The organism is Thiomonas sp. FB-6 (genome assembly GCF_000377645.1).
Lineage (GTDB): Bacteria > Pseudomonadota > Gammaproteobacteria > Burkholderiales > Burkholderiaceae_C > Thiomonas_A.
This window is the reverse complement of the sequence record NZ_KB898513.1, coordinates 1-26,973: the sequence shown is the minus strand read 5'-3', so window position 1 is coordinate 26,973 and position 26,973 is coordinate 1. Positions and strand designations below refer to the sequence as shown.

The 26,973-nt window shown below is 69.8% G+C and carries 26 protein-coding genes; 10 read left to right on the top strand and 16 right to left on the bottom strand.

Annotation, left to right across the window (positions count from 1 at the left end):
- Positions 1-243, top strand: a 243-nt coding sequence (locus D466_RS0118230) for a permease (protein WP_026285460.1), incomplete at its 5' end; no start/stop codon positions are given.
- A gap of 42 nt (positions 244-285) precedes the next feature.
- Complete coding sequence (locus tag D466_RS0118225) at positions 286-522, top strand: thioredoxin family protein (protein ID WP_018915135.1); 237 nt, start codon at positions 286-288, stop codon at positions 520-522.
- Between the two features lie 21 nt (positions 523-543).
- On the opposite strand, the gene D466_RS0118220 is transcribed toward D466_RS0118225, so the two are convergent.
- From D466_RS0118220 to D466_RS0118205, 4 genes are read right to left on the bottom strand one after another with little or no spacing between them, the layout of a single operon-like run.
- Positions 544-1,359, bottom strand: coding sequence for a phosphosulfolactate synthase (locus D466_RS0118220; protein ID WP_018915134.1), 816 nt, complete (start codon positions 1,357-1,359; stop codon positions 544-546).
- A 29-nt stretch (positions 1,360-1,388) separates the two neighbouring features.
- Positions 1,389-2,708: an arylsulfatase gene (locus D466_RS0118215; protein WP_018915133.1), complete on the bottom strand. Its 1,320-nt coding sequence runs from the start codon at positions 2,706-2,708 to the stop codon at positions 1,389-1,391.
- A gap of 12 nt (positions 2,709-2,720) precedes the next feature.
- Positions 2,721-4,166, bottom strand: a complete 1,446-nt coding sequence (locus tag D466_RS0118210; RefSeq protein WP_018915132.1) for a sulfatase-like hydrolase/transferase — start codon at positions 4,164-4,166, stop codon at positions 2,721-2,723.
- A 58-nt stretch (positions 4,167-4,224) separates the two neighbouring features.
- Positions 4,225-5,553: an MFS transporter gene (locus D466_RS0118205; protein WP_018915131.1), complete on the bottom strand. Its 1,329-nt coding sequence runs from the start codon at positions 5,551-5,553 to the stop codon at positions 4,225-4,227.
- 175 nt (positions 5,554-5,728) lie between these two features.
- On the opposite strand from D466_RS0118205, the gene D466_RS0118200 reads away from it, so the two are divergent.
- From D466_RS0118200 to D466_RS0118185, 4 genes are all read left to right on the top strand, one after another.
- On the top strand, positions 5,729-6,700 hold the full coding sequence (locus D466_RS0118200) for a LysR family transcriptional regulator (RefSeq protein WP_018915130.1): 972 nt from the start codon (positions 5,729-5,731) through the stop codon (positions 6,698-6,700).
- A gap of 272 nt (positions 6,701-6,972) precedes the next feature.
- Entirely contained in the window at positions 6,973-7,683 is a 711-nt protein-coding gene (locus tag D466_RS0118195) for an SDR family oxidoreductase (protein WP_018915129.1), read from the top strand.
- Between the two features lie 133 nt (positions 7,684-7,816).
- The gene (locus D466_RS0118190) at positions 7,817-8,767 is read left to right on the top strand and encodes a sodium:calcium antiporter (protein ID WP_018915128.1); all 951 of its coding nucleotides are present in this window, start codon (positions 7,817-7,819) and stop codon (positions 8,765-8,767) included.
- A 16-nt stretch (positions 8,768-8,783) separates the two neighbouring features.
- Positions 8,784-11,513, top strand: a complete 2,730-nt coding sequence (locus tag D466_RS0118185; protein ID WP_038166832.1) for an HAD-IC family P-type ATPase — start codon at positions 8,784-8,786, stop codon at positions 11,511-11,513.
- Here D466_RS0118185 and D466_RS0118180 read toward each other — a convergent pair whose 3' ends face one another.
- Entirely contained in the window at positions 11,514-12,452 is a 939-nt protein-coding gene (locus tag D466_RS0118180) for a LysR family transcriptional regulator (protein ID WP_018915126.1), read from the bottom strand.
- 207 nt (positions 12,453-12,659) lie between these two features.
- Here D466_RS0118180 and D466_RS0118175 point away from each other — a divergent pair, with 207 nt between their 5' ends.
- The 3 genes from D466_RS0118175 to D466_RS0118165 all read left to right on the top strand — a co-directional run bounded on the left by D466_RS0118175 (position 12,660) and on the right by D466_RS0118165 (position 15,697).
- On the top strand, positions 12,660-13,574 hold the full coding sequence (locus tag D466_RS0118175) for a Tim44 domain-containing protein (protein WP_156004448.1): 915 nt from the start codon (positions 12,660-12,662) through the stop codon (positions 13,572-13,574).
- 74 nt (positions 13,575-13,648) lie between these two features.
- Positions 13,649-14,530, top strand: a complete 882-nt coding sequence (htpX, locus tag D466_RS0118170; RefSeq protein WP_018915124.1) for a protease HtpX — start codon at positions 13,649-13,651, stop codon at positions 14,528-14,530.
- 30 nt (positions 14,531-14,560) lie between these two features.
- Positions 14,561-15,697 (top strand): AI-2E family transporter, encoded by a 1,137-nt coding sequence (locus D466_RS0118165; RefSeq protein ID WP_018915123.1) that lies wholly within the window; start codon positions 14,561-14,563, stop codon positions 15,695-15,697.
- A gap of 65 nt (positions 15,698-15,762) precedes the next feature.
- Here D466_RS0118165 and D466_RS0118160 read toward each other — a convergent pair whose 3' ends face one another.
- The 5 genes from D466_RS0118160 to D466_RS23000 all read right to left on the bottom strand — a co-directional run bounded on the left by D466_RS0118160 (position 15,763) and on the right by D466_RS23000 (position 21,104).
- A complete protein-coding gene (locus tag D466_RS0118160) occupies positions 15,763-16,089 on the bottom strand; it encodes a cytochrome o ubiquinol/quinol oxidase subunit IV (RefSeq protein ID WP_018915122.1) in 327 nt (108 codons plus the stop codon).
- On the bottom strand, positions 16,086-16,739 hold the full coding sequence (locus D466_RS0118155) for a cytochrome c oxidase subunit 3 (RefSeq protein WP_018915121.1): 654 nt from the start codon (positions 16,737-16,739) through the stop codon (positions 16,086-16,088). The genes D466_RS0118160 and D466_RS0118155 overlap by 4 nt, the downstream gene beginning before the upstream one ends.
- Entirely contained in the window at positions 16,736-18,799 is a 2,064-nt protein-coding gene (locus D466_RS0118150) for a cbb3-type cytochrome c oxidase subunit I (protein ID WP_018915120.1), read from the bottom strand. Before D466_RS0118150 ends, D466_RS0118155 begins: the two co-directional genes overlap by 4 nt.
- Positions 18,792-19,718, bottom strand: coding sequence for a ubiquinol oxidase subunit II (locus tag D466_RS22300; RefSeq protein WP_156004446.1), 927 nt, complete (start codon positions 19,716-19,718; stop codon positions 18,792-18,794). Before D466_RS22300 ends, D466_RS0118150 begins: the two co-directional genes overlap by 8 nt.
- A gap of 237 nt (positions 19,719-19,955) precedes the next feature.
- Positions 19,956-21,104: a hypothetical protein gene (locus D466_RS23000; protein WP_018915118.1), complete on the bottom strand. Its 1,149-nt coding sequence runs from the start codon at positions 21,102-21,104 to the stop codon at positions 19,956-19,958.
- Between the two features lie 178 nt (positions 21,105-21,282).
- Here D466_RS23000 and D466_RS0118135 point away from each other — a divergent pair, with 178 nt between their 5' ends.
- Positions 21,283-22,212: a LysR family transcriptional regulator gene (locus tag D466_RS0118135; protein WP_018915117.1), complete on the top strand. Its 930-nt coding sequence runs from the start codon at positions 21,283-21,285 to the stop codon at positions 22,210-22,212.
- 36 nt (positions 22,213-22,248) lie between these two features.
- Here the strand turns inward: D466_RS0118135 and D466_RS0118130 are convergent, their stop codons facing one another.
- From D466_RS0118130 to D466_RS0118105, 6 genes are all read right to left on the bottom strand, one after another.
- Positions 22,249-23,037 carry a hypothetical protein gene (locus D466_RS0118130; protein ID WP_156004444.1) on the bottom strand — a complete coding sequence of 263 codons (789 nt, stop codon included), beginning with the start codon at positions 23,035-23,037 and terminating at the stop codon, positions 22,249-22,251.
- 130 nt (positions 23,038-23,167) lie between these two features.
- On the bottom strand, positions 23,168-23,593 hold the full coding sequence (locus D466_RS24885) for a hypothetical protein (RefSeq protein ID WP_026285457.1): 426 nt from the start codon (positions 23,591-23,593) through the stop codon (positions 23,168-23,170).
- Positions 23,593-24,204 carry a hypothetical protein gene (locus D466_RS24880; protein ID WP_026285456.1) on the bottom strand — a complete coding sequence of 204 codons (612 nt, stop codon included), beginning with the start codon at positions 24,202-24,204 and terminating at the stop codon, positions 23,593-23,595. Before D466_RS24880 ends, D466_RS24885 begins: the two co-directional genes overlap by 1 nt.
- Before the next feature lie 74 nt (positions 24,205-24,278).
- Positions 24,279-25,346, bottom strand: a complete 1,068-nt coding sequence (locus D466_RS0118115; protein WP_018915115.1) for a porin — start codon at positions 25,344-25,346, stop codon at positions 24,279-24,281.
- Between the two features lie 177 nt (positions 25,347-25,523).
- A complete protein-coding gene (locus tag D466_RS0118110) occupies positions 25,524-26,069 on the bottom strand; it encodes a YaeQ family protein (protein ID WP_018915114.1) in 546 nt (181 codons plus the stop codon).
- A 200-nt stretch (positions 26,070-26,269) separates the two neighbouring features.
- Positions 26,270-26,971: an ABC transporter ATP-binding protein gene (locus D466_RS0118105; RefSeq protein ID WP_026284853.1), complete on the bottom strand. Its 702-nt coding sequence runs from the start codon at positions 26,969-26,971 to the stop codon at positions 26,270-26,272.
- Positions 26,972-26,973: the final 2 nt, after the last annotated feature.

The following is a 26,973-nucleotide window of genomic DNA, read 5'->3' as shown; positions in this document are numbered from 1 at the left end:
GTGCTGATCGGCGTGCCGATGTACTCCAACGCCGCGGGGATCATCCCGGTGGTGCAGGCTCTGCTGGGCAAGGGCGCGGCGCTGGGCACGACCCTGGCGTTCATGATGTCCGTGACCGCCTTGTCGGCGCCCGAGTTCCTGATCCTGAAAAAGGTCATGAAGCCCAGGCTGATCGCGCTGTTCGCGGCGGTGGTCGCCACGGGCATCGTGGTGGTGGGCTACGTGTTCAACGCGGTGATGTAAGGCCGCATTGCTTTCCCTGTTCGTTCCACGAGGAGTTGCATGATGATCGAGGTCAAGATCCTGGGTACCGGTTGCGCCAGCTGCAAGACCACGCAGAAGCTGGTCGAGGACGTGCTGGCCGCCAAGGGCGTGCAGGCACGTGTCGAGAAGGTCGAGGACATCGCCTCGATCATGCGCTACGGCGTGATGAGCACGCCGGGGGTGGTCATCGACGGCAAGGTCGTTCACGCCGGGGGCGTGCCGGCCCGGGCGCAGGTCGAGCAGTGGCTCGCGGGCTGAACGGGCCCGGCGGGCGCGGCTTCAAGCCTCGCGGGCATGCATGCCCGCGAGCCTGTAGGCCCCCTGGGGATGCGAGGTGTCGCCCGCGAATCCGAGGCGGACGAGCTCGGTGAGGTAGAGCTCGTCCCACTCGATGTTCGCGAGGTTCACGTCGGTGCCGAGTTCCCTGACCAGCCAGGCCGTGATCTTGTGCTTGTAGTCACGGGTCACTCCAGGCAGGATGACCACCGGAAGCTCGTAGATCAGACGTTCCCTGGGGAACTCGCGAGCCAGGGCGGCGATCAGCGAGGAGCGCACCTGATTGGCGCTGAAGAGCTCGGCGGCCTCCAGGAATACCCGATCGGCGCCGGCGTCGAGACAGTTGGCCACGTCGCGCAGCAGCGCGGCGTCGTCCATCGTCCCTTCCTTGCGCCCCGCCTCGCCGTACACGCTCAGACCCATCGCCCGCGCTCGACGGATCGCCGCGGCCTTGTCCGGTGGGCTCAGGTCCAGCAGGTTGTCGGACACCTCGATGCCGGAGAAGCCCGCCTCCACCGCCTGTTCCAGGAATCTCTCATAGCGGCCCGGCTTGAGGGCCAGTTCGGCGAACAGGCCACTGGGGGCCGTGTGGATCCCATGCGCTTCGTAGTGCCGCAGCTTCTCCCGCAGCAGCGACGCGGGCATCAGGCGCGCGATGCCGGCGGCGATCTTGGCGATGTCCACATAGTCGCCGGCGCTGGCCAGCGTGTCCTTCTGGCGTTCCAGCCCCATGCCCCAATCGATCATCATGGAAAGGCCGGCCGTGCGCGGCTTGGACGATCGCGCGGGCAGGGGGAAATCCGCGAATTCGGTGCGCATCTTCGGCCTTGCTCGGGGTGGACGCTGGTTCAGTCGGGGGCGCCGGGAGGGGTGTTGGGATGTTGCGCGCAGCTTTGCTGGAAATCGCGCACCATGCGCAACATCGGACCCATGACCCAGGTGTTGAACACCAGCACGTCGGTTTCCTCCTTGGGGTCGCGGGTCACGTTGAACAGGTAGGGCGACTCGAGCTTTCCCTTGCCCTCGTTGACTTCCGGCTCCCAGTAGAAGTGCAGCTTCCAGTCGCGCCATTTCACCGCGCGCATGTCCTGCTTGATGTAGAAGAGGAAGCCTTCGCGCGCGGACGCTTGCAGGCCGAACAGAAAAGCCGTCTGGTTGACACCGTCGATCGGACGGTCCTGCGGAATCTGCGCGCCGCCGATGGTCGCCAGGGTCGTGTACAGGTCGGTCACGTGCACGATCTCATTGCTCGTGCGACCTGCCGGTATGCGCCCGGGCCAGCGCGCGATGAACGGAACTCGCAGGCTGCCTTCCATGGCCGTGTGATAGGTGCCGCGCCAGGGACCGGCGGTTCCGCGGTAGGGTGCGCGGAACTCGGGCCCGTTGTCGCTGCAGAAGATCAGCAGCGTGTCGTCGGCGATGCCCAGGCGGTCGACCTCGTCGACCACCTGGCCGACCCGATGGTCGAGTTCCATCATGGAATCGGCGAAATCCCCATGCTGGCTGCGCCCCGCGAAGTCAGGGTGCGGCAAGGTCGGGAAATGCAGATGCACCAGCGGCAGATACAAGAAGAAGGGTCGGCCCGCCTGGTGATTGCGCCGCATGAATTCCAGCGAACGCTCGACCAGCCCATGGTCGATACGGCGCCGGGCGTCGAGGTTGTATTCCTCGACCCTGCTGGAGGACTCGCCCGCCCGGCCTTGCATGATGTAGGGGATCTCGGCGGCTTCCGGATCGAAGCCTACCGAGGCGGTGAACTGGCTTTCGTCGGTGGTGCGGGGGATCCCGTACCACTCGTCGAAGCCGCGGTCGCTGGGATAGCGTCCCGGAATGTCGCCGAGGTGCCACTTGCCGTAATGCGCCGTGGCATAGCCTTGGCCGCCGAGCAGTTGTGCGAGGGTGATTTCGTCGCGCCGAAGGCCCTGCGGCAACCCCGGGGGCACCGACTGCAGACAGCCGGTGCGGATGGGATGGCGCCCGGACATCAGGGCCGAGCGCGTCGGCACGCAATCGCTTTCCACGTTGAAGTTGTGCAGCAGCAGCCCCTGCCGTGCCAGGAGGTCGATGCAAGGCGTCGGCGCACCGCGCAGCGCGCCGCCGCCGTAGCATCCGGGCTCACCCCAACCCAGATTGTCGGCCACGATCAGGACGATGTTCGGGGAACGCATGTCGGGCTCCGCTCAGGCGCCCTGGGGCGCCGGGGTCGCGCCGGCGGAGCCCAGGCGGGAGGCCGCCTCCACACCGCCCAGACGCTCGATCATCTCGCGCTGATCGCTCTTGGCCAGCCGGTCCACGGCCTCGGGATCGCAGATGGCGCGTAGCGCTTGCAGCATCTCGCGCAGGACCGCGCCCCGCTCGGGGTCTCCGGCAAGGTCGTGGAGCTCCTCGGGATCGCTGTCCAGGTCGAACAACTCCGGGCGATGACGCACGTAATAGTTCAGCTTCCAGCGCCCCTTGCGCAACATGAAGCCGGCCGTGTTGCTGCCGGCCGCGTGGTATTCGCTGAACACCACCCGTTCCGGCTGGTCATGCTCCCGCGCCCACGTCAGCAGGGAACGCCCGGGGCGCTCCTGCATGTGAGGCCCCGGATCGATGCCCACGGACTCCAGCAGCGTGGGATACAGGTCGGTCAGTTCCACCGGTGTGCGGCAGACCCGCGCCGGCAGGCCGGGAGAGCTGAGGAGCATGGGCACGCACACGCTCTCCTGGTACAGGGTGGACTTGCCCCACAGGCCCCGCGCGCCGAGGTTGTCGCCGTGGTCGGAGGTGTAGACCACGGTGGTGTCCTGGTCCAGCCCGGCTTCCCGCAGCGCGTCGAGCATGCGCCCGACGTTGTGGTCGACGAAACTGCACAGGGCCCAGTAGGCCCGGAAGGCGTCCAGGCGTTCCTGCGGGCTTCGGAACTTCTGCTCGTTGCGCTGGAAATCGGCGTAGGCCTGCACCCAGGGGTGCCGGGCGTGGCCTTGCGAGGGATGCAACTTGACCGGCGGCACCTCGCGGTGGGCATACAGCGCGAAGAACTCCTCGGGAGCGATCAGCGGAAAATGCGGCGCCACGAGGCCCACGTACAGCACGAAGGGCTGCTCGCGCCGGGCGGCCGCCTCGTGCAGCCAGTGCACCGCGCGATCGGTGATCTCGCGGTCGTAGCTCGTGTAGGGCGATTCACCCGCGCCGATGTGCTCGCCGAGCATGCGCTTGCCCTGGTCGCTGCGCGCCAGGTAGGGGTCGCGGATGGAAGCCCACACCATGCCGTGGCCGCCGACCACGTGCATGGGAATGTGCTCGCGGTCGAATCCCACCGGGTCCTCGACGCCGCGGTAATGAAGCTTGCCGATGCTCTCCACGCGCACGCCGTGGCGTTGCAGCACATGGCCCCATCCCTGGGGCTCCCCGGCGTAGGGCATCGCGTTGTCCCAGTGGCGGGTCTGGTGCACCCGCCGTCCGGTGGCGAAAGCCGCGCGCGCCGGCACGCAAATCGGGCTGGGGGTATAGGCGCTGGCGAAGCGCACGCCGCGTCCGGCCAGCGCGTCCAGGTGGGGCGTGTGCACGAAGGGGTGTCCGGAACAACCCATGTAGCGCGGGTCGTGTTCGTCGGACATGATGATCAGGGCATTGCGGGACGGCATGGCAAGAGGGGCGAGAAGGCGATGGGCAGGCGGCGAGGATGACCGAAGCGCAGCCGGTTCAGCGCACGGCAAGGTCCGCGCGCTCGTGCGTGGCCAGGATCTGCGCGCTGAAGGGTTTGATGAAAAAGCCCGAACACAATGCCAGCAACGCGACCATCGACAGGTACAACCCTGGGGCCGCGGCATCGCCGCTGACGTGGATCAGGGTGGTGACCAGCAGCGGAGTGATGCCGGTGAACACCACGGTGGCCATGTTCAGCGACATCGCCACGCCGCTGAAGCGAAGGCGCGTGGGAAACATGTCGGCCAGCAGGAAGGCGTAGGTCGCGCTGACCAGCGCATGCACCATGCCCAGCATCAGGTAGGCGGCCATCGGCGAGATGGCATGCGCGACCAGCGCCTTGTACACGGGGAAGGCACCCAGCAGGATGAGCAAGGAGCCGCAACGGTGCAGCAGCCGCGGCGCGATACGGGTACCCAGCCAGGCGACCAGGAGGATGGGCAGCGCCATGGCGGCCAGCCCGGTGGTCTGCGCGACGCTGACCTCCCGCGCCGGGTAGTGCAGCAGCCCCGTGAGATAGGCCGGCAGCATGACGAACAACATGCTGTTGCCGACGTTGAGCAGGCTGGACACGCCGATGCCCAGCAGCACGGGCAGCGGATGCTCGGCGAGGGTTTCACGCAGCGGCCTGCGCGAGACACGGCCCTTCATGCGCGCGTACTCCTGCGACTCCTCCAGGGAGTTGCGCAGCCAGTAGGAGCCCAGTCCGGTCAGGCCGCCCAGCAGGAAGGCGATGCGCCAGCCGTAGTCGAACAGGGCCTGCGGCGACAGCAGGGTATGCAGCAACAGGCTGACCGCTGTGGCCAGCAGCACGCCCGAGTGCAGACAGAAGATGACCATGCCGCTGGCCAGGCTGGCCTTGCGGGGGAGTTCCTCGACCACGTAGGTGATCGAGCAGGACAATTCTCCGGCCAGGAAAAAGCCCTGGATCAGCCGCAGCACCACCAGCAAGAGCGGCGCGAGCAGGCCGATGCTGGCATAGGTCGGCAGAAGCCCGATGGCGATGGTGCACGCCGACATGGCGAAGATCGACAGCAGGAACAGCGGGCGCCGGCCGATGCGGTCGCCCAGGCTGCCCAGCAGTCCGGCGCCCAGCGGCCGCGACACGTAGCCCAGCGCGAAGACCGCGAAGGCTCCGAGCAGGGTGACCAGCGGCTGCTCGCGGGGAAAGAACTGGCGGCCGATCTGCAGCGCGAACACGCCGTAGATGATGAAGTCGTAGATCTCCAGCGCGCCGCCCAGGCTGGCCAGTGCGACGACCTTCCACGGCCCCTGTCGTGAACGCGCTCCCGTGGGGGAGAGGGCTACGGTGCTTGCGCCTTGCATGACATGTCTCCTGGTGGATGCGCGCTCGACCACGGTCTTGTCCGGGCAGGCGCCTCGCCCTCGTGCGGGGGAGTTGATCGGCCACATGTTCCGGAATTCCCCATATGAGAGTCAAATGATGATTCGTAGCATGCGCATAACCAGGACTTTCATCGCAACCCATCAGGAACCGGCCATGACCCTGCGTTCCGCGGACTCGGATTCCAGCGAAAGGTTTTTCCAGCGGGGGATCAAGCTCTCGCAGCTGCGCCTGCTCGTGCTGTTCGCGGGACTCGGCCAGGTACGGCTGGTGGCTCAACAGCTGCACCTGACGCAACCGGCGGTGTCGAAGCAGATCGCCGAGCTCGAGGCCGGCATCGGCGCGCCGGTGCTGCAGCGCGCGGGCAACCGCCTGCGCTTCACGCCGGTGGGCGAAGCCCTGCTGCGGCGCGCGCGCGAGGTGCTGCTCCAGCTCGAGCAGGCGCGCCACGACGTGCATGCGCTGAGTCAGGGCATCTCGGGCACCGTGGCGGTGGGTGCCGGCAACACGGTGCTGCCGGTGATCGGCCCGGCCTTCGCCATGGCGATGCGGCGCCGCGCACCCTCCGTGAGGCTGCGCTTCGTCCAGGGCACCAGCGACACCCTGTTTCCCAGGCTCGAGTCCGGCGAGCTCGACCTCGTGTTCAGCCGCGACGCCCCCGCTTCGGCGCAGGCCGGACTGCAGGGCCAGGACCTGTTCGACGACCCGGTGCTGCTGGTGTGCGGACGCGACAGCCCGCTGGCCTCGCGCCCCTCGCTGGAGCCCGAGGACTTGCGCGACATGCCCTGGATCCTTCCACCCGCGAGCGCTCCCACCTTTGTCGCGCTGCAGGCCTGGATGCATGGGCACGGGCTGGAATTTCCCGACGGCTGCATCGAATCCACCTTGACGGCACTGAACATCGAACTGCTGCTGCGCTACCCCTTCCTGGGCATGTTGCCGCGTTCATTGGCCGAACAGGCGGCGCAGGCCGGTCAGTTGCATATCCTCAAGCTGCAGGACGCGAGCTTCCTGGGGCGCGTCTGGCTTTGGCGCAACACCAGCAGCGCCAATCCTGTGGTGCAGGTCGCTCTGGACTGCGCGCGCAGCCTGCCGGGGCCGACGTCCGCGCCGGTCTCGCGAGGATGATCAGGGCGTCCCGGCCTCGAGCGCTGCGCCGCACACGGCATGGACGGTGTCGCGTAACCAGCGGTGCGCGGGTGCGGACCTCCGGCGCCGAGGTCCCCAGCACGCCGATGTCCAGGTCCACCTCGGCTTCGCGCAGGGCCTCGGCCTCCTTGCGCGTACGCGCCACGAAACGCAGCTGCACACCCGGAGCCGCCTGCCCGACGGCCTCCACCAGGCGCGCCATGCTGCAGCGCAGTGCATACTGGCCGCAGCCAAGCCACCAGGAGTCCGCCATGAACGATCCCACCCAGCCCTGCGCGTCGATGCTGCTGATCGGGGCATCCCGCGGCATCGGCCATGCGATGGCCGCCGAATTCCTGCGCCGGGGATGGGAAGTGGTCGGCACGGTCCGCGGCCAAGGCCGCACGCCGCTGCACGACCTGGCCGACACGCACCCGGGCCGCCTCGAGGTCGAGTCGCTCGACATCACCCAGGCCGGGCAGATCCTCGCGCTGCGCGAACGCCTCGCGCAGCGCCGCTTCGACGTGCTGTTCGTCAACGCGGGCACCGCGAACCGGGAGCGCGACCACACGATGGCCCAAGTCCGCGACGAGGAATTCGCGCGGGTCATGGCGACCAACGCGCTCGGTCCCATGCGCGCCCTCGAGATCCTCGGCGCCCTGCTCGGCCCGGCGGGCCTGGCGGGCGTCATGTCCTCGGGCCAGGGCAGCGTGGCCAACAACGAACAGGGCGGGCGCGACCTCTACCGCGCCTCGAAGGCCGCGCTGAACATGCTGATGCGATGCCACGCCGCCCGGCATGCGGGCAGCCCGCGTTCGCTGCTGCTGCTGGCGCCGGGATGGATCCGCACCGAACTGGGCGGAGGGGATGCGCCCTTCACGCTGGAGCAGACCCTTCCCGACATCGCGCAGCGCATCCTCGACACGCGCGGCAAGCCCGGGCTGCACTATCTCGACCGCATGGGGAGGACGGTCCCCTGGTGAAGCCGGCCACGCCTGCCCGGCGCCGTGCGGGCGCGCCGCGCCTCATCGACGGTCGTCGTGAGGCGCGTCAAGGCCGGGCTCGGCAGGGCTCGCTAGAGTCGGTCTGGTTGCGCGGCGATCGCCGAGCGAGGCCATGCAGATTCCCCGGACCGTCGACCTCTTGCTGCTGCTCGCCGCCGTACCCGCCGCGGCACTGGGCGGTCATGCCTTCCTTCAGGGCGTCGTGGAGGTGGCCGCCCGCCTACGGGTTCCGCGGCTACTGGTGGCGACGACGCTCGCCGCCTTCGCGACCTCCTGCCCGGAGCTGACGGTCTCCAGCCTGTCCGCCTGGGCCGGCCGGCCGGGCATAGGCTTGGGCGACGCGATGGGCAGCAACGTGGTGAACCTCGGCCTGGTGCTCGGCTCGGCGCTGTTATTCGGCCCGCTGGCCGTGGACCCCCGTGACATTCGGCGCGACTGGCTGCTCGCCCTGCTGGTCCCCGTGGCGACCTGGTTGCTGAGCCTCGACGGCGTGCTGTCCCGCGGGGACGGTGCCCTGCTGCTGGCGGGCTTTTCGCTCTGGACCGCCTGGCTGACGCGCCTGGCGCTGCGCCACCGGAGGCTGGCCCCAGCCGACATGGCGCCCCCGCGGGCGCTGGGCTCCGCGACCGCGGCGTGGGCACGCCTGCTGACGGGGCTGGCCGGTCTGCTGGTGGCGGGGCGGCTGTTCGTGCTCGGCGCCTCGGGGATCGCGACGGCCCTGGGCGTGCACGCCTATGTCGTCGGCGCGACCCTGGTGGCGGCCGGCACCTCGCTGCCGGAGTGGGTGACGGTGATGCTGGCCCGGCGCCAGGGGCACGACGATGTCGGCCTCGGCACGCTGATCGGCAGCAACCTGTTCAACGGTCTCGCCGTGGTGGGGCTCGCGGCCTCGCTGCACCCGATTCGCGTGACGCCGCGGGAGGTCGGCGTGGCGGCCGGCTTCGGCCTGCTCACGCTGCTGCTGGTCGTGCCCCGCCACGGGCTCCTACCGCGCCACCGGGGCCTTGCGCTGCTGCTGGCCTACGCGGCGTTCGTGGTCGCGACCACCCTCGGCGCCTTCTGAACGGGCAGCCCACGCCATGCTCCCGCAGCCCCCGCTCGCCTGGCACGCAATGGACGCTGCGTCGGCCGTGCGGCAACTCGGCAGCGACGCCGCCGCGGGCCTGTCCTCGGAGGCCGCGTCGCGGCGCCTGGCGGAGCTGGGCCCCAACACGGTGGCCGAAGCCGCGGCCGACGCCGCCTGGCTGCTCCTGCTGCATCAGTTCAGGAGCCCGCTGATCTACATCCTGTTCGCGGCCGCGGCTCTGGCCGGCGCGCTCGCCCACTGGGGTGACGCGGTGGTGATCCTGGGCGTGGTGCTGGCGAACGCCTTGATCGGCGCCTTCCAGGAAGGCCGCGCCGAGCGCTCGATGGCCGCGTTGCGCAGGCTTTCCGAGCTGCAGGCGCGCGTGCTGCGCGACGGCCGCGAGCAACTGCTCGCAGCGCGGGAACTGGTGCCGGGAGACGTGCTGCTGCTGGCGGCCGGGGACGCCGTCGGCGCCGATGCCCGGCTGCTCGAAGCCTCCTCGCTGGCGGCCGCCGAGGCGGCGCTGACCGGGGAGTCCGTGCCGGTCGGCAAGCGTGCCGAGACGCTGCCGGAAGCCACCGGGCTGGCCGACCGCCGCAACATGGTGTTCTCGGGCACCTACATCACGGCCGGCCGGGCCCGCGCGGTGGTGACCGCGACCGCGGAGCACACCGAGGTCGGCGCGATCGCGCGCCTGACGCGCCAGGCGCGGGAGCCCCGGACCCCGCTGGAGCTGCGCCTGGCAGGCTTCGGCCGCCAGCTGGTGGCCGGCGCACTGGCGCTGTTCGTGGCCGTGATGGTCTTCGGACGCTTGCGCGGGCTTGCGCTGGCCGATCTGCTGATGGTGGCGATCAGCCAGACCGTGTCCATGGTGCCCGAGGGCCTGCCGGTGGCGATGACCATCGCCCTGGCGGTGGGCATCCAGCGCATGGCCGCGCGCGGCGCCATCGTGCGGCGCCTTTCGGCCGTGGAGACGCTGGGTTCGATCACGGTGATCGCCAGCGACAAGACCGGCACGCTGACTCGCAACGAAATGACGGTGAGCGCGCTGTGGCTGGCGGGCGGCCGCGGCATCGAGGTCGCTGGCGCGGGCTATGCGCCGCAAGGCAGCCTGCGCGAAGGCGGCCGGGACCTGCCCCACGGCGATGCCGCGCTGCGCGAACTGCTGGGCGCCGCGGTGCTGTGCAACGACGCCGAACTGGTGGCGCCGCACGAGGGGGCGCCCGCGTGGAGCGTGCTCGGCGATCCGACCGAGGGGGCGCTGCTGGTGGCCGCGGGGAAGGCCGGCATCGACTCCGCCTCCCTGCGCGCTCGCCATCCCAGGGTCGGCGAGCTTCCCTTCGATTCCGACGCCCGCATGATGGCCACCTGGCACGGCGGGGACGGTGGCGGGCCGCGGGTGTTCGTGAAGGGCGCCCCGGAGTCGGTGCTGCGCCTGTGCACCGCGGACGATGCGCGCACCCTGGAGGCCGCGCGCGCCGCGGCCGAGGCGATGGCGCAGCGCGCATTGCGGGTACTCGCCGTGGCCGCCTCCGGATCCACGGCCGATGCGGGGCCTGCGCTGCCTGCCGGCTTCGACGGCCTGGCCGCGAGGGTGCGCCTGCTGGGGCTGATCGGACAGATCGACCCGCCGCGCGACGAGGCCCGCGATGCGGTGGGCGCCTGCCGCGCCGCGGGCATCCGGCCGATCATGATCACCGGGGACCACAAACTGACCGGCATGGCCATCGCCCGCGAGCTGGGAATCGCCGACGCGCGGGACGAGGGCATCGAGGGCGCCGAGCTCGAGCGCATGAACGAGACCGAGCTGCTGGAGCGGCTACCCCGGGTCGCGGTGTTCGCGCGCGTGCATCCGGCGCAGAAACTGCGCATCGTCGAGGCGCTGCAGTCGCGCGGCGACGTGGTGGCGATGACCGGCGACGGGGTCAACGACGCCCCGGCGCTGGCGCGCGCCGACGTGGGCGTGGCCATGGGCATCACCGGCACCGAGGTCGCCAAGAGCGCGGCGAAGATCGTCATCACGGACGACGACTTCGCCACCATCGTGGCCGCGGTCGAACAGGGCCGCGTGGTCTACGCCAATCTGAAAAAGGTGATCCTGTTCCTGTTCGTCACCTCCATCGACGAAGTGCTGGTGCTGTTGCTGGCGCTGCTGGGTGGTTTCGCGCTGCCGCTGGCGGCGGTGCAGATCCTTTGGATCAACATCGTCACCGAGAGCACGCTGACGGTGAACCTGGTGATGGACCCGCCCGATGGCGACGAAATGGCGCGCGCGCCGGTCGCGCGCGACCAGCCGCTGCTGGACCGCGCGATGCTCGGGCGCATCGCGCTGCTGGCTCCGGTGGCCGTGGCGCTCACCTTCGGCTGGTTCGCCTGGCGCCTGACATCGGGCCTGGCCTACGAGCTGGTGCAGACCGAGACTTTCACCCTGCTGGCGCTGTGCCAATGGTTCAACGCGCTCAACTGCCTGTCGGCCAGCGCGTCGGCGCTGCGCCTGGGCGTGCTGCGCAACCGCTGGCTGCTCGCCGGCTTCGCGCTGAGTGTCGTGCTGCAGGCTGGCGTGCTGTATCTGCCGCTGTTGAACCGCCTGTTCCATACCGTGCCGCTGCCGCTGGACGATCTGCTGGGCATCGCAGTCGCGGCCAGTGGCGTGCTCTGGGTGGAGGAACTGCGCAAGGCGTGGGTGCGCTGGCGTGTGCGGGCCGCGGCGCGCGGCGCCGGCGGGGTGGCGCGCCGCGCATGATCACGGCCCCGCGGCCGCCGCCTGCCCTGGGATGCGGGCGGCCGCCGCCTGCACTTCGGCGGCCGCCTCCAGCAGGCGCCCCAGCGCGGGGTGTTCGATGCGCCGGCGCGCGGCGATGGCGTAGAAGCTCTCGCTGACGTCGGCGCTCAGCCCCAGGCGCACCAGGCCGCCTTCGCGCAGCAGCTGGGGCGTCGACCAGTCCGGCGCGGCGAAGGCGCCCATGCCCGACTGCCCGAAACTGGCCAGCAGCGCGCTGTCCTCGAACTCCCCCACCACGCGCGCGTGGATGTCGTGGCGCAGCAGCCAGTCCTCCAGGCGGGCGCGCAGGGCGGCATGGGTGCTGGGCATCAGCAGCGGCAGGCGCCCCAGCAGTTCCGGGAAGGCCACGCCCTCGGCCCGGTGCGCCAGTGCCGGTGCGGCGAACCACGCCACCTGCGCGCTTCCCAGCAGGCGGCTGTGGAGCCTGAGGCTGGGATGGGGCGGCGCGGGGCGGTCGGCCAGCACGATGTCCAGGCGGTGCAGCGCCAGCTCGGCCAGCAGATCGTCGAATTCTCCTTCGAGCCCCACCAGGCGCGTGGCGCCGTCGTCGCACACCGGGCGCAGCAACTGGCGCACCAGCAGCTTGGGAAGACTGTCGGCGATGCCCACGCGCAGCACCATGCCCTCGCCCGCGGCTGCCTGCGCCACGGCCTGCGGCACGCGCTCGGCGAGCTGGAACATGGGCTCGGCCAGCTCCAGCGCGGCGCGCCCGGCCGGCGTCAGTTCCACGCCGCGCGCGCGCACGCGCAGCAGCTCGAAGCCCAGGTCGCGTTCCAGGTCGCGCACCTGGGAGCTGACGGTCTGCACCGCCACGCCCAGCCGCCGCGCCGCCGCGCTCATGCTGCCCTCGGCGGCCACCACCCAGAACACCTGCAGATGCCGCAGCTTGTAGACGGCCATGGTCCCTTCCTCCGTGTCCGACACCGTGGAGCCGGACTTCGATTTTTTCGAAGCTTGCCTCACTCAAATGTAGGGGATTTCGAAGTGCATTCCGGCGGCCGGGGGTCTACACTTCACTTGTATCCAAATATGACCCGTCTTCCCCGCAATCCCCCCTGCAATCCGGTAGCGCCCCGCTCGCGCGGGGCCTCCGATGGAGCCCATGCCATGCCTGAATCCGCACCCACATCGAAATCCAGCCGCCGCGCGGCGCGCGTGGTCGCGCTGATCCTGGGCGCCGGGCTGCTGCTGAGCAGCCTCGACGCCGCCGCCGCCAGGCTGGGCGGCGGCCGCGCCAGCGGCCTGTACCGGCCGCAGATCACCCGCACCGCACCGGTGCGCCCGGCGCCGCAAAGCCCGCGCAACCAGGCCGGCACCCAGGCGCAAGCCGGCGCCGCCGCGGCCGCGCCGGCCGCGGCACCCCGGCGCAACGCCTGGCTGGGCCCGCTGGCCGGCCTGGCCGCCGGGCTCGGGCTGGGGGCGCTGCTGTCCCACTTCGGCCTGGCGCCTGCCCTGGGCTCGTGGCTGATGGTGCTGCTGCTGGCCGTCGCGGGCTTCGCGCTGTTCCGCCTGTTCATGAACGCCCAGCGCTCGCGCCCCGCACCCGCCGGCGCCGCGCCGTGGGCGGCGCGCGCGAGTGCCTCCGCGGCCCCGGGCGCGGGCGCCTTCGCCCAGGCGGCGGACGCCGCCGCCAGCGGCGGCGCCATGCCGGCCTCCTTCGACGCCGAGGCCTTCATCGAGCGTGCGCGCGAACTGTTCCTGCGCCTGCAGAAGGCCAACGACGAGGGCGACCTGGCCACGCTGCGCGACGCCAGCACCCCGGAGCTGTTCGAACAATTCCGCCGCGACTTGATCCGGCTCGGGGATGGTGCGCGCGGCACCGAGGTACTGAGCCTGCAGGCCCATATGCTGGAGTATGTGGAGCACCCGCTCGCCGAACTGGTCAGCGTGCGCTTTTCCGGCCTGCTGCGCGAGCAGCCGCGCGCGGACGCCGCCGAGTCCTTCGATGAGGTCTGGCACTTCACGCGGCCCACCGACCGCAGCACGGGCTGGCTGCTGGCCGGCATCCAGCCCATGGCCTGAATCCGCCGGTCTGCGTGCCGGCCCGCCCCTGCCGGCCGCGTGACGGATCCTGTGTGTTTCCCGGAAGACCCACCATGAAGCGCATCCTGCTGTTCCTCGCCACCAACCTCGCGGTACTCGTCGTGCTCGGCGTGGTCACACGCCTGCTGGGCCTGGACCGCTTCCTCGGCGCCTACGGGCTGAACCTGCCGGCGCTGCTGGGCTTCGCCGCGGTCATCGGCTTCGGCGGTGCCTTCATCTCGCTGGCGATGTCCAAGACCATCGCCAAGTTCAGCACCGGCGCGCAGGTCATCGAGCAGCCGCGCGACCAGGCGGAGGTCTGGCTGCTGGACACGGTGTCGCGCCTGGCGGCGAACGCCGGGATCGGCATGCCCGAGGTGGCGATCTACGAAGGCGAACCCAACGCCTTCGCCACCGGGGCCCGCCGCGACCATGCGCTGGTGGCCGTGTCCACCGGGCTGCTGCAGACCATGTCGCGCGAACAGGCCGCCGCGGTGCTGGGCCACGAGATCAGCCACGTCGCCAACGGCGACATGGTCACCCTGACCCTGATCCAGGGCGTGGTCAACACCTTCGTCGTGTTCCTGTCGCGCGTCGTGGGGTTCCTGGTGGACTCGGCGCTGCGCCGCGGCGACGCCGAGGACCGCGGCCCCGGCATGGGCTATTTCGTGACCACGCTGGTCTGCGACATCCTGTTCGGGGTGCTGGCCAGCATGATCGTGGCCTGGTTCTCGCGCCAGCGCGAGTTTCGCGCCGACGCCGGCTCGGCGCGCCTGCTCGGCAACCCGCAGCCGATGATCAGCGCGCTGCGGCGGCTGGGCGAAATGCAGCCCGGGGGCCTGCCGCGCAACCTGGCCACGGCGGGCATCACCGACCGCCCGGCGTGGATGGAGCTGTTCGCCAGCCACCCGCCGCTGGAACAGCGCATCGCCGCCCTGCAGGGCCTGCGTGCCTGAGCCCCCGCGCACGGCGAATCCCGCACCGCCATGAACGTCCCGGCGCCCCAGCCGGCGCTGCGCCGCGTCCTGCTGGGGCTGCTCCTGCTCCTGCTGCTGGGCCTGGCCTACCTGGTGCTGCGGCCCTTCCTGGCCGCGGTGGCCTGGGCGGTGATCCTGGGCCTGAGCACCTGGCCCCTGTTCGAGCGCCTGCGCGCGCGAGTGCCCCGGCATCCCGGCGTCGCCGCGCTGCTGATGACCCTGGCGATGGCGCTGGCCTTCATGCTGCCGGCGCTGTGGCTGGGCGTCCTCCTGCGCGACGAACTGGTGCGCGCCCTCGCCGAGGCCGGAACGCGGCTGGCCCAGGGCGATTGGCGGCTGCCCGATGCGCTGGCCCGCCTGCCCGTGCTCGGCGGCCTGCTGCAGGACCTGCTGCGCGACATGACCAGCGCGCAGGCCGCGAGCCGCTGGCGCAGCGCACCGTGGAGCACGCAGGCCGCCGAACAGGTGTTCTCGCTGCTCGGCGGCGCCGGACGCAACGCGGCCAAGTTCGGCTTCGCCCTGCTGACCCTGTTTTTCGTGTACCGCGACGGGCAGCGCGGGCTGCGCCAGGTGCAGGCGGTGTCCCGGCATCTGCTGGGCCCGCGGGTGGACGCCTACCTGCAGGCGGCCGCCGACATGACCCGCGCGGTGCTGTGGGGCCTGCTCGCCACCTCGCTGGTGCAGGGCGTGTTCGCCGGCCTGGGCTACTGGTGGGCCGGGCTGGCGGCCCCCGTGCTGCTGGCCGCGCTCACCGCGCTGTTCGCGCTGGCCCCCTTCGGCACGCCGCTGATCTGGGTTCCCGCGGGGTTGTGGCTGTTGCTGCAAGGGCACATCGGCGCCGGGGTCGGGCTGCTGCTGTGGGGCCTGCTGGTGGTCAGCTGGGTCGACAACCTGGTGCGCCCGCTGGTGATCAGCGGCAGCACCCGCGTGCCCTTCGTGCTGGTGGTGTTCGGCGTGCTCGGAGGCCTGGCGGCCTTCGGCCTGGTGGGCATGTTCCTCGGCCCGGTGGTGCTGGCGGTGCTGTTCGCGGTATGGCGCGAATGGCTGGAGGAATCCCGGCTGGACCGTGCCGCCGGCGACGCAGGCGCCGAGACTCGCGCGGGACCGGCGGATTCCGCGGCTCCCGGGGATCCGCGGCAAGGGTGAAGGCCACGGGATGACCCCGCGTGGGTCGGCGGTGCGGCCGCGGGTCGCCTGCCGCGGCGGCCGCCTCACATCATGCGGCTGCGCAGATCGGCCAGGATGACCAGCGTGCCGCCGGCCATCAGAACCAGGATGATCGACGAGAACACGAGCAGCTGCAATTTGTCACGGGATGCCGCTCGGAAGTCGATATGCAGGAAGTAGCGAAAGTGCACCAGCACCTGCAGCAGGCCCAGCAGGAACACCAGGCCCGCCAGCGCATGCGGGGCGGCGAGTTGCCACGACACGGCCGCAAAGGCGGCGCAGGTGAGGATGAGCGCGAGCACCAGGCCCAGGACGTAGTCACGGCGGATGCGTGCGCGATCCGGGAGGGTTTCGTGGTGCGCGGCGCTCATCGGATCAGCCCCTGCAGGTAGACCACCGAGAAGATGCCCACCCAGACGATATCCAGGAAGTGCCAGAACAGGGCAAGCCGGGTCAGGTTCAGTCGCACGCGCGCATCCAGCCCGAACACCGCAAGTTGCACCAGCATCACCACCAGCCAGATGCAGCCGCTGAACACGTGCAGGCCATGGGTGGCCACCAGCAGGAAGAAAGAGGAAAGGTAGCCGCTGCGCTCGGGGCCCGCCCCGACGGCGATCATGCCGGCGAAGTCGCGCAGTTCCAGGGTCACGAAGCCCAGACCCAGCAGCAGGGTCAGCGCGAGCCATGCATACAGGCGGCGCGGGACGCCCGCGGCCGCCTCGCGCGGCCGGTTTCGCTCGTGGCGAAGATCCAGCGAGGCCATGCCGAAGCCGAAGCTGCTCGTCAGCAGCAGCAGGGTCTCGGCGAAGGCGGCACCCGGGTGATAGACCTCACCCGGCGCAGGCCCGCCGGCGGTGCCGGGCAGCATCAGCCCGTAGGTGGCGAACAACAGCGCGAACACGATCGCGTCGCTCATCAGGAACACCCAGAAGCCCCAGACCGCGCCGGTGTCCTCGTGCGCGTGGGAGGCTTCGAGCCGCGCCGGATCCAGCGCGGTGCCCGCTCGCACGGCCGCGCTCATGCCAGGGCCTCCGCCCGGCCTTTGTTGGCCGGGGAGCTTTCCTCGTCGCGCGTGATGGCCCGCGAGCCTTGCGCCAGTTCCAGCCAGGCGCTCTGCTCGGCGGCCACCCGCGCGGCGGGGACGATTCGCACCGTGGCGCGGACGAAACTGCGCGCGATGACGCCGCCGCAGATCACCAGCAGTGCCGCGGCGGCCATCCACCAGATGTGCCATACGAGCCCGAAGGCACAGGCCGCGCCGGCCAGGCCCAGCACGGGCCCCAGCGCGCTGTTGCAGGGCAATACGATGTCCTCGTAGGCCGCCGGCGCGCGATACGCGCTGCCGTCCTGCTTGGCGGCCATGAAGGCGTCGCGCCCGTGGACCCGCGGAATGCACGCGAAGTCGTATTCCGGCACCGGTGCGGGAAGCGACCATTCCAGGCCGCGCCCGTCCCAGGGATCGCCCACGGGCACACGGTGGAGTTCGCGATCGCGCACGGACACCCACAGTTGCACGAACAGGCTGGCCAATCCGGCGAGCAGCAACACGGCGCCGGCGCCTGCCACCATCAGCCAGGGCCCGAAGCTCGGGTCGAACAGTTCCTGCGAGCGCCTCGGCATGCCCTCCAGGCCCAGCACGTACAGCGGCATGAAGGCCAGGTAGAAGCCTGCCACCCAGCACACGAAAGCCACGCGCCCCCAGCGTTCGTCGAGCCGGAAGCCGAAGGCGCTGGGGAACCAGAACTGGTAGCCGGCGATCACGCCGTACAGGACCCCCGGGATCAGCATGTTGTGGAAATGCGCGACCAGGAACACCGTGTTGTGCACCATGAAGTCCACCGGCGGCACGGCCAGGATGATGCCGGTCATGCCGCCGATGACGAAGGTGAACAGGAAGGCCAGCGTGAACAGCATGGGCACGCTGAAACGTATGCGGCCGCGGTACATGGTCAGCAGCCAGTCGTAGATCTTCACGCCGGTAGGAACGCCGATGGTCATCGTGGCGACGCCGAAGAAGGCATTGATGTCGGCCGATTGGCCCATGGTGAAGAAGTGGTGCAGCCACACGGTGAAGGAAAGCAGCGCGATGGCCATGGTGGCCCACACCAGCGAGGTGTAGCCGTACAGGCGCTTGGAGCAGAACACCGGGATGACTTCGGAGTACACCCCGAAGGCCGGCAGGATCAGGATGTACACCTCCGGGTGGCCGAACAGCCAGAACAGGTTGGGGAAGTTCATCATGTTCCCGCCCAGGCCGTTGGTGAAGAAGTGCATGCCCAGGTAGCGGTCCAGCGCCAGCATCACGGTGGCCACGGTCAGCGGCGGCATGGCGTAGATCAGCAGGATGCTCGTGCACAGCGCGGTCCACGTGAACAGCGGCATGTCCATGAGTCTCATGCCCGGCGCGCGCAACTTGACAATGGTGACCGTGAAGTTGATTCCGGTGAACAGATTGCCCAGGGAGCTCAGGCTCAGCGCCCAGATCCAGTAGTCCGGCCCCACTCCGGGCTGGTAACTCAGCTCCGTGTAAGGCGGATAGCCGCTCCAGCCCCCCGTGGAGAACTTGCCCAGCACGAGCGAGACCATCATGATCAGCGCGCCGCCGATGGTGAACCACAGGCTCACCGAATTGAGCACCGGGAAGGCCACGTCTCGCGCGCCGATCTGCAGCGGCATGACGAAGTTCATCAGCCCTATCAGGAAGGGCATCGCCATGAAGAAGATCATGATCGTGCCGTGGGTCGTGAACAACTGGCCGAAATGCTCCGGCGACAGGAAGCCGGCGCGCCCCACCGCGTCGGCCTGCTGCAGGCGCATCAGCACCCCCTCGACGACGCCGCGCGCCAGCATGACCAGCGCCAGCACGATGTACATGATGCCGATGCGCTTGTGGTCGACGCTGGTGAACCATTCGGCCCACAGGTAGCGCCATCGACGCAGGTAGGTGATCAGGCTCAGGCTGAGCAGCGCACCCAGCACGGCGACCCCGGCGCCGGTGGCCGCAACCGCGCTGTAGGTGGGTAATGCGTGCAGGCTCAGCCTGCCCAGCAGCAGATGCCCGAGTCCGTGGGTTTCAACCATGATCGTCCTTGTCGGGAGCGCTCGCGGGGCGCTCGCGCAGCCGCGCCGCGCAGGAGGGGCAGGACCGGGCGATGACCGCCCGGAACAACCCGGGCTCGACGGCACCGAAGCTCTCCGGACGCGCCAGCACCGACGGCCGGCTCAACTGCGCGTACTGCACCGAGCCGAGCATCTGGCCGCTGGAGCGCAGCTTTTCCACCCAGACGTGGAACTGCAGGGGGCTTACCGTGCGCACCGGGAAGCGCTGGTCCTGGAATCCCATCCCGTTGTACTGGGTGTTCTCGCCGAAGGATCGCCCCGTGCGGGCGGCCAGAAGGTTGAGCCGGGTGCGCATGCCCGGCATCGCGTAGATCTGCCCGGCGAGCGAGGGAAGGAACAGTGCCTGCATCACCGTGGAGCTGGTCATGCTCAGTTGCACCGGACGCCCCACCGGGAGTACGAGCTCGTTCACGCTGGCGACGTGCTGCCCCGGATAGATGAACAGCCACTTCCAGTCCATGCCGATGACCCGCACTTTCAGGGGCACGGACCGCGAGGCGATCGGCCGGTACGGATCCAGCCTGCGGGTCTGCGTCCACGCGAGCACCCCCAGCACCAGGACGACGAGCACCGGGACGCCCCAGACCAGGATTTCCAGCCAGAACGAGAACTCCCACTGCGGGCGGTACGTCGCCCTGGAGTTGCCGCGCCGGAAATGCCATGCCAGCAGCGGAGTCAGCACCAGTACCGGCACCACGACGATGAGCATCCACAGCACCGTCAGCACCAGCAGGTGCAGTTCCTCGGCGGCCACGGGCCCCTGAGGGTGGAGGAAATCTCCCTGGCGCGCGGTGCATCCCGCCAGCAGCAGGCAAGTCGCCGCCATGGGCCAGGCCCAGGGGCGCGAAAGGGGAGCATCGCGGACTGCGCGGTCAGCCATGGTGCTTCGTCCTGGGCGGGTGACGCCGAGGCCTCGTGCGGGCGCACGGGTGTTCGCCCACGCGGCCCGCGGGGCCTTGCGTTCGCGAATGTCGACGCAGGCCCCATGCTGCGACAAGCAGCCGCGCAAAGCCAGCGCGTGACGGGCGTGATGTAACCGGATGACTCGGGCGCGCAGCCCTACGTCACCGGGGAGGCCGGGGGTCGCGCTGCATGCGCTTGCCGGTGTTGCGAATTCTTACCTCTTCAGCTGCCCCGCGGCGCGCAACTGTTCCGAGGCCACGCGCTGCAGCTTGACGGCCTCTGCCGGCGCGATGCCCAGGTCCGCCGCGGCCCGTTCGCCGGAGCCGAGGCCGGCGGGGTCGATTCCGCTCAGGGAGCCGAACAGCACCAGCGCGGCGAGGTAGGAGCCGTACTTGCTGGCGTGCAGTCGGTCGTGCCACCACAGGTCGATGGTGCCTCCGCCGGGCTCGCGCCAGGCGCCGTCGGGGCCATAGAAGCCCCGCGACGGCGCGATCCCCTGGTCCACCGCGCGCTGGAAGGCGTCGCCCACCGGCACGACGCCGCCAAGGCGCGGGTTGGCCTCCGCCAGCCCGTGGAAGGCCGCGTGCAGGTCGGCGGTCATGGCCCGCAGGCTGGGGTAGTAGGTCCTGGCCGGCAGGCCCTGGGGGTGGCCGGGCGTCCTGCGCACCACGGGTTCCCCGTCGGGCGAGTGCAGGTCCACGTGGGTCTGCAGGTGGGGCTCCACCATGTCGGGCCGCGCCCAGGTCTGCTCCAGGTAGACGCGGGTGCGGGGGTCGGCGTGCGGGTTGCGCGCGATGCTGTGATCCGTGCCGCAGCGCTGCGCGCTCTGGCCGGTGGACTCGCAGGCGGCCAGGCTGCCGTAGAGCTGGGTCTCGGTGTAGTTCTGCGCCTTTCCTTCATGGATGAAGCGCTCGAACTGCTTGGCATAAGCCACGAAGGCCAGGGGGTCGGCGTGCCGGCCCTTGCCCAGGGGCAGCGCCCCGTCGCTGCGCTCCTGCAGCACGACCACGTCCCAGCGCCGGCTCGCCACGTTGCCGCGCAGGTCCCAGTCCTTGTTGGCGAGGTCGAGGAAGTGGCCGCGCAGCGAAGCGCCATTGCGCGTGGACAGCGAGATGTCGTAGTGCAGGCCGGCCTCGCGGCTGAGCTGTTCGACGATGCCCGGCACGCCGCCCCAGGGGTGGGGCTCGAAACTGCCGAAGCCCGGCGTGCCGGGCGGATAGCTGTTGGTCCCCCGCGGGCTGCGCGCGTTGAATTCCGCGGTGAGATCGTGCACGCGCGCGGCGTTGTAGTTCAGCACCGGAGGGACGCGGCCGAAGGTGTAGCTGTTGCCGACGAAAAGCACCGAGAGGGGGGCTGCGGCCATGGAGGGAACGGGAAGGAGAGCAAGGGCCCACGCCAGCACGCATGCGGCAAGGCGGGAGAGGCGAAGAGAAGGACGCGGCATGCTGGCGACTCCGGCACGTGGATCAGGCTTGCCACCTTAGGCGAGGAATGCGAAGATTTCCAATATCTTGACTTGGCCTTCCGGATACGCAACGAGTATGGAATTGCGCCACCTTCGCTACTTCCTGGCCGTGGCCGAGACCGGGCACATGACCCGCGCCGCCGAACACCTGGGCATCCAGCAGCCCCCGCTGAGCCAGCAGATCCGCGCGCTGGAGCGCGAGTTGTCCCTGGAATTGTTCACCCGTCACCCCAAGGGCGTCAGCCTCACCGAGGCGGGCGTGCAGTTGCGCGTGGAAGCACGCAGGATTCTCGACGGCGTGGCGGCGCTGGAAAAGCGCATGGCCAGCGTGGCCCGCGGCCATTCCGGGCTGCTCGCGGTAGGGTTCACGAGTTCGGCCGCCGCGCACGGCTTCACCCCGCAGGTGCTCAGGGCCTGCCGGCGCGACTATCCGGACATCGAACTGCAGATCACCGAGCACAACGCCGCGGAGCTCATCGAGTCCGTCGCCGACGGCCGGCTGCATTGCGCCTTCCTGCGGGTGCCGGTCACGCGCCCGCAGGGCCTGCGCTTCGAGGTGCTGCTGAGCGAACCGGTGGTGCTGGCGCTGCCCATCGACCACCCGCTGGCCGAGCGCTACGCCGAGACCGAACCCGTGCCCTGGCAGGCGCTGGACGGCCAGCCGCTGATCCTGACCCGGCGCCCCGGTGCGCAAGGCCTGTACGGCGAATGGCTGGAACTGATGCAACGCCGGGGGCTTCGCGTGCGCGTGCATGCCGAAGTCTCCCGCATGATGACCAACATCAACCTGGTGGCCTCGGGCGCGGGCATCTCGGTGGTGCCCGCGTCGATGCAGGGGGCGCACCGCTACGCGGTGACCTACCGCCGCGTCAGCGAGGACTTCGGGCTGGAAGCCCCGATCACCCTGGCCTACCGCGAGGACCACGATTCGGGCGTCACCTCCACCTTCCTGGCGCTGACGCGTCGCAGCGCCGAGGCGCAGCGCGCGCGCGACGCCGCGGCTTGAGCCGCCGCGGGGAAGTGGGCGCTTGGGCTCCGGCCCTCAGCTGCGCTCGCGCAGCGCCAGGATCGGGGGGTCCTGGTAGCTGGTGTCGATGACGTAGCCGCGCTTTTGCAGGGCGGCTTCGTCCGCCGCGCGAAGCTCCTGCATACGCTGAAGCTCGGCGGGAACTAGCTGTTCCCAGCGATTCATGTCAGCGACTTTCCTGAAGTAAGCCTGAAAGTTGGCCGACTCGCTTTCAATGTTGACGTCGAACATGTAGACCCCGGGGCGCGCGGGATTGCGCAGCGAAGGCTCGTCGATGACCCGCACGACCATGTAGCTGCCGTCGGCCCAGAATTGCCAGTAGGGCAGATGCTTGTTGAGCTGCATCCACTCGTCCAGACTGGGCACGTAGCTGGGATCCAGGGAATAGTTGCCGCTTTGTTCCGAAAAGTAGCGCATGGTCTGCCCGCCCGAGAGCCGAGGGTCTCCCACATCGACATACCTGCGCCATCCCGCCTTGAGCAAGCGCTCGAAGAGCCGGAACAACCTGTCACGTGCCAGGGCATGCGGGATGGTCTCGCCGGCCATCGGGAACGCCGTGATGGACCACGCGTAGACGCCGCGCTCGGCGTCGTCACGGTCGTAGGTCCCCATGACCTGGGAGACGAGCGGCACCTCGAAGCTGTAGCGGCCTTGGGCGTAGCGAACCGTGCCCAGTTGATCGAAGGGCCAGTCGTGCTGAAGGAAATCGATGCCCACGGGCTGGCGGTCGATACTGGTTCCGGCGGTACCCAGGTGGGACAGCCTGGGGTCCCCCAGTGCGATGGTCGCGGTGTTGTCGGCCATGGTGGCTCCGTTCGAGGGATGTGCGGAGAAGGCGTGGCGCCACGAGCCTTTGCCCTGGGCAAGGGCCAGACCGCCGGCGGCGGCCAGGGCTCCGAGCAGCAGTCGCCGTCGCGTCAGAAGGCAGGGCGCGTCATCCATCCCAGGCGGCCAGTTTGCGCAGTTCGGCGAACATGCGTTCGCTCTTGGAGCCGGACATAAGCTGGTGATAGCGCTGCGCCGTCGTCTTGATCCACTGCATGCGCTCCTTGTACTGCTCCAGGAAGATCCCCCGTGGCGCATCGGAGCGGAACTCGTCGTCGGTGCTGTACTCCTCTGCGCTGAAACTGAGATGCAGCTTGAACAGGTAGACGTACTTGTCCAGCTTCATCCCATCCCGGGTCAATCGGCTCTTCTGCAGGTCCTGGAGGAGTCCGGTGTCGCTGTAGACCAGGCCTTGCAGCACTTCGCCCTGCTCGTGGCGGGCCATGGCCCAGAGATGGCCCATGCACAGCGCTCGTCGCTTGGCCGGTTTCGGCTCGGCCTCGATGCGCTTCCACCCTTCGATGGCCTCGGTCATCAGCGGGCAAGCAGGTTCTCCAGCGTGCAGGCCACCTGCTTGGACGCGAAGGCGGCCAGCCCGGCCCAGTAGAAACGGCCCTGCCGCTTGGGATTGCCGTGCTCGAAGTCCTCGAGGAACATGCAGGCGTAGGCGCGGGCGATGAGCCGGGCGCGCGTCGCGTAGCGCAAGCCCCCTCGCTGGTATCGCTCGATCACGACGGGGTTCACCTCCCTTTTCCGCATGCGTTCCCGCTGCTCGGCGTGCATTTGAGCCACGAGCGGGTCCGATGAGAATTCGGGCTCCGACTTCATATCCCCCAGGCCGTCCAGCCGGCGTTGCAGGACCTCGAGGCCCTTGCCTTCCGCGAGCAAAAGCCCGGGCTCCCGCGGTGGCGGAATGATGCGGATGGTCTCCCGACTGAGGTTGATGAAGTGCGGGTCCGTGTTCGGCGCTCGGGGGTACAACTCGAGCATCGCCCGCTGCTGCGCGACACTCCAGAAGTCGTCACAACTGCATCGGATTTCCACCGGCGGCCCGCCGCCCCGCACCGTGGTGAACTTGAAATTGAGATGATTGGGCATGGCGGGCAGCGTCGGGGTCGCTGCCCGCCAGACTAGGGGCACCCGCATGCCCGTGCAGGCGTGGGGACACAAGGCACCGCGTGCCTGAAGGGATGCCCGGGCATGGCCCGGGCGGGGTGCGCCTAGAACTTGGTGCGCAGGCCCAGGTCGAAGCCGGTGGACGTGGCGCCGTCGGCCCCCGCCGGCAGGTCGCTGTTGTTGGAGGAGTCGTTCACCGCGTGGAACACGCCGCTGTCGTTGCGGATGGTGGCGTAGGAGGCGTAGAGGTTCACGTTGCGGGAGAAGGCGTAGGTGTAGCCCACCGCGAACTTGCGCGCGCCGTGGTCGGCCAGGGTCTGGTCGCTCAGGCGGGTGTAGGACGCCAGCACGTCGCCCCGGCCCACGGGCACGGCGAGGCCCAGCAGTTCCACGCGCAGGTCGTCGCCCAGGCCGTCCTCCGGGTGGTTGCGCGCGAGCATGGCCGTGAGCGTGGCCGGCCCGAAGTCGTAGCCCCCGCTGAGCATCGCGTGGCGGCTCACGGCGCCGCCGGTGGACTTGTTGACCCGCAGGTAGTCGAGGTTGGCGAAGCCGGGCCCGCTGCGGTAGCCCAGATGCAGGTCGTAGCCTCCGGTGGTCGAGGTGCCGGCGGGGAACTTCTCGCCGGCGCCGAACTGATACTCGGCGGCGGCGGACCAGGGGCCGAAGCGGGGGGTGACGTATTCGACGGCCTGGCTGAAGCGGGGAGGAACGGTGGAGTAGCTCCCGGCCAGGCCGATGTTGGCGATGTCGCCCATCGTGCCGTAGTGGAAAGGGTCCACGGCCACCTGGTCGTGGAAGGCCAGCGTGTACATGCGGCCCATCTGCAAGGTGCCCAGCGGCCCCTTCAGGCCCAGCTGGCTGGTGCGCCCCATGAAGCTGCCGCCCGAGCAGTAGCCGGATTTGTCGGGAGAGCCGTTGGCGCAAAAGCCCGTCTCCACCTGGAAGAAGGCCTGGACCCCGCCGCCCAGGGCCTCGCGGCCCCGCACGCCGATGCGCGAGCCCGACTCGCCGCCCGTGGACATCTTGGTCTCGCCGGCCGAGCCGTTGCTGAAGTGCGATACCCCGAGGTCGATGAGTCCGTAGAGCTGCACGCTCGAGCCGGCGGCGAAAGCCGGCGATGCGAGGCCTCCCGCGGCGAGGGCGACGGCTGCGGCGAGCTGGGTTCGGGTCATGGTCTTGTCTCCTTGTGGGTACTGCCGGAAAGGCCCTGCCGCCCGACGGCGGGCCCTGCGAATGCGGCGAAGGTAGGGGCCCAGAAAGGAGACGTCAAATATCTTGAATATGTTCTTCCGAGATGTTTTGGATATGCCAAATGCGCAACAAGGCCCGGCGCCGGGCGCCGAAGCGCCTCAGGTTTGCGCGGTCTGGAGGGGGATCAGTTCGACCGCGACCGCCGCGGCGTCGCTGCTCAGGGTGATGGCCGCGTCCTGCACCAGGCATTGCAGGCGCATGCTGCGCTGGGCCAGCCCGGCCAGGGCCTGGGCCGTTTCGGCCGGGATGCGCCACACCGTCAGGTTGCGCAGGCGCGCGAGCTTGGACTCGATCTGCTTCCACCAGAGCTCGCTGCTGGCGGCGTAGCACAGCACCACCACCTGTTCGGCGCGGCCGCAGGCCTTGCGCAGGCGCACCTCGTCGGGCTGGCCGACGTCGATCCACAGCTTGATCTCGCCGGTCAGGTCCTTCACCCAGACGGCCGGCTCGTCCACGTCGGACAGGCCCTTGCCCAGCGCGATGCCTTCCTGCGCATGCAGGGCGTACATCAGCAGGCGCGCCATCATCCGCTCGTCGGTTTCCGAGGGGTGGCGGGCGATGGTCAAGGACAGATCGGCGTAGTGGTTGCGATCCATATCGGCCAGTTGCACTTCGGCCTTGTAGATGGTTGCCTTCAACGCCATGTCGGGTCCCTGGGATGCCGTTCGACAAAAGCGCCGGCTCGGCCGGCGCCGGTGGACCGGCCCGCGCGCGACTGGCGGGCCGAGGGCAGGGATGGTACCGGCCCGGCGGGCGTCACGCCTCGCCGCCGGGCCGCCCCAAGGCGAGGCGACCCCCTCGGGGGGCGGGCCGGGCATCGCCCGGCCCTGGGGGCGGTCAACCCTTATTCGCCGAGGTAGGCGGCGCGCACGCGCGGGTCGTCGAGCAGCTTGGAGGCCTCTCCGCCCATGGTCATGGTGCCCGAGTCCAGCACGTAGCCTCGCTGCGCCAGCTCCAGCGCACGCTTGGCGTTCTGCTCCACCAGCAGGATGGTCACCCCCTGCTGGGCAATCTCCGAGACCACCTCGAAGATCTTGTCCACCATGATCGGCGACAGCCCCATCGAGGGCTCGTCCAGCAGCAGCATGCGCGGGCGGCACATCATCGCCCGCCCCATCGCCAGCATCTGCTGCTCGCCCCCCGACATGGTCCCCGCCAGCTGGCTGCGACGCTCCTTCAACCGCGGGAAGATCGAGAACACGCGCTCGATGTCGTCCTGCACCCCCTGCTTGTCCCCCCGCGTGTACGAGCCCATCAGCAGGTTCTCGTCGATGGTCATGCGCGTGAAGGTGCCGCGCCCCTCGGGCACCATCGCCAGCCCCATGCGCACCAGCGCATGCGCCGGCTTGCCCCGGATCGACTGCCCGTCGAACACGATGTCCCCGTCGGCCATCGGCTGCAGCCCCGTGATGGCCTTCAGCGTGGTCGTCTTGCCCGCCCCGTTGGCCCCGATCAGGCTGACCAGCTCGCCCGCGCGCACCTCGAAGTCGATGCCCTTGACGGCCATGATGCCGCCGTAGGCCACCCGCAGCCCCTGGATGCTCAGCA

What these genes read in the sequence shown, in the direction of transcription:
- D466_RS0118225 (WP_018915135.1), top strand. Translation starts at nt 286, where the DNA reads ATGATCGAGGTCAAGATCCTGGGTACCGGTTGCGCCAGCTGCAAGACC.
- D466_RS0118220 (WP_018915134.1), bottom strand. Translation starts at nt 1,359, where the DNA reads ATGCGCACCGAATTCGCGGATTTCCCCCTGCCCGCGCGATCGTCCAAG.
- D466_RS0118215 (WP_018915133.1), bottom strand. Translation starts at nt 2,708, where the DNA reads ATGCGTTCCCCGAACATCGTCCTGATCGTGGCCGACAATCTGGGTTGG.
- D466_RS0118210 (WP_018915132.1), bottom strand. Translation starts at nt 4,166, where the DNA reads ATGCCGTCCCGCAATGCCCTGATCATCATGTCCGACGAACACGACCCG.
- D466_RS0118205 (WP_018915131.1), bottom strand. Translation starts at nt 5,553, where the DNA reads ATGCAAGGCGCAAGCACCGTAGCCCTCTCCCCCACGGGAGCGCGTTCA.
- D466_RS0118200 (WP_018915130.1), top strand. Translation starts at nt 5,729, where the DNA reads ATGACCCTGCGTTCCGCGGACTCGGATTCCAGCGAAAGGTTTTTCCAG.
- D466_RS0118195 (WP_018915129.1), top strand. Translation starts at nt 6,973, where the DNA reads ATGAACGATCCCACCCAGCCCTGCGCGTCGATGCTGCTGATCGGGGCA.
- D466_RS0118190 (WP_018915128.1), top strand. Translation starts at nt 7,817, where the DNA reads ATGCAGATTCCCCGGACCGTCGACCTCTTGCTGCTGCTCGCCGCCGTA.
- D466_RS0118185 (WP_038166832.1), top strand. Translation starts at nt 8,784, where the DNA reads ATGCTCCCGCAGCCCCCGCTCGCCTGGCACGCAATGGACGCTGCGTCG.
- D466_RS0118180 (WP_018915126.1), bottom strand. Translation starts at nt 12,452, where the DNA reads ATGGCCGTCTACAAGCTGCGGCATCTGCAGGTGTTCTGGGTGGTGGCC.
- D466_RS0118175 (WP_156004448.1), top strand. Translation starts at nt 12,660, where the DNA reads ATGCCTGAATCCGCACCCACATCGAAATCCAGCCGCCGCGCGGCGCGC.
- htpX (WP_018915124.1), top strand. Translation starts at nt 13,649, where the DNA reads ATGAAGCGCATCCTGCTGTTCCTCGCCACCAACCTCGCGGTACTCGTC.
- D466_RS0118165 (WP_018915123.1), top strand. Translation starts at nt 14,561, where the DNA reads ATGAACGTCCCGGCGCCCCAGCCGGCGCTGCGCCGCGTCCTGCTGGGG.
- D466_RS0118160 (WP_018915122.1), bottom strand. Translation starts at nt 16,089, where the DNA reads ATGAGCGCCGCGCACCACGAAACCCTCCCGGATCGCGCACGCATCCGC.
- D466_RS0118155 (WP_018915121.1), bottom strand. Translation starts at nt 16,739, where the DNA reads ATGAGCGCGGCCGTGCGAGCGGGCACCGCGCTGGATCCGGCGCGGCTC.
- D466_RS0118150 (WP_018915120.1), bottom strand. Translation starts at nt 18,799, where the DNA reads ATGGTTGAAACCCACGGACTCGGGCATCTGCTGCTGGGCAGGCTGAGC.
- D466_RS22300 (WP_156004446.1), bottom strand. Translation starts at nt 19,718, where the DNA reads ATGGCTGACCGCGCAGTCCGCGATGCTCCCCTTTCGCGCCCCTGGGCC.
- D466_RS23000 (WP_018915118.1), bottom strand. Translation starts at nt 21,104, where the DNA reads ATGGCCGCAGCCCCCCTCTCGGTGCTTTTCGTCGGCAACAGCTACACC.
- D466_RS0118135 (WP_018915117.1), top strand. Translation starts at nt 21,283, where the DNA reads ATGGAATTGCGCCACCTTCGCTACTTCCTGGCCGTGGCCGAGACCGGG.
- D466_RS0118130 (WP_156004444.1), bottom strand. Translation starts at nt 23,037, where the DNA reads ATGGCCGACAACACCGCGACCATCGCACTGGGGGACCCCAGGCTGTCC.
- D466_RS24885 (WP_026285457.1), bottom strand. Translation starts at nt 23,593, where the DNA reads ATGACCGAGGCCATCGAAGGGTGGAAGCGCATCGAGGCCGAGCCGAAA.
- D466_RS24880 (WP_026285456.1), bottom strand. Translation starts at nt 24,204, where the DNA reads ATGCGGGTGCCCCTAGTCTGGCGGGCAGCGACCCCGACGCTGCCCGCC.
- D466_RS0118115 (WP_018915115.1), bottom strand. Translation starts at nt 25,346, where the DNA reads ATGACCCGAACCCAGCTCGCCGCAGCCGTCGCCCTCGCCGCGGGAGGC.
- D466_RS0118110 (WP_018915114.1), bottom strand. Translation starts at nt 26,069, where the DNA reads ATGGCGTTGAAGGCAACCATCTACAAGGCCGAAGTGCAACTGGCCGAT.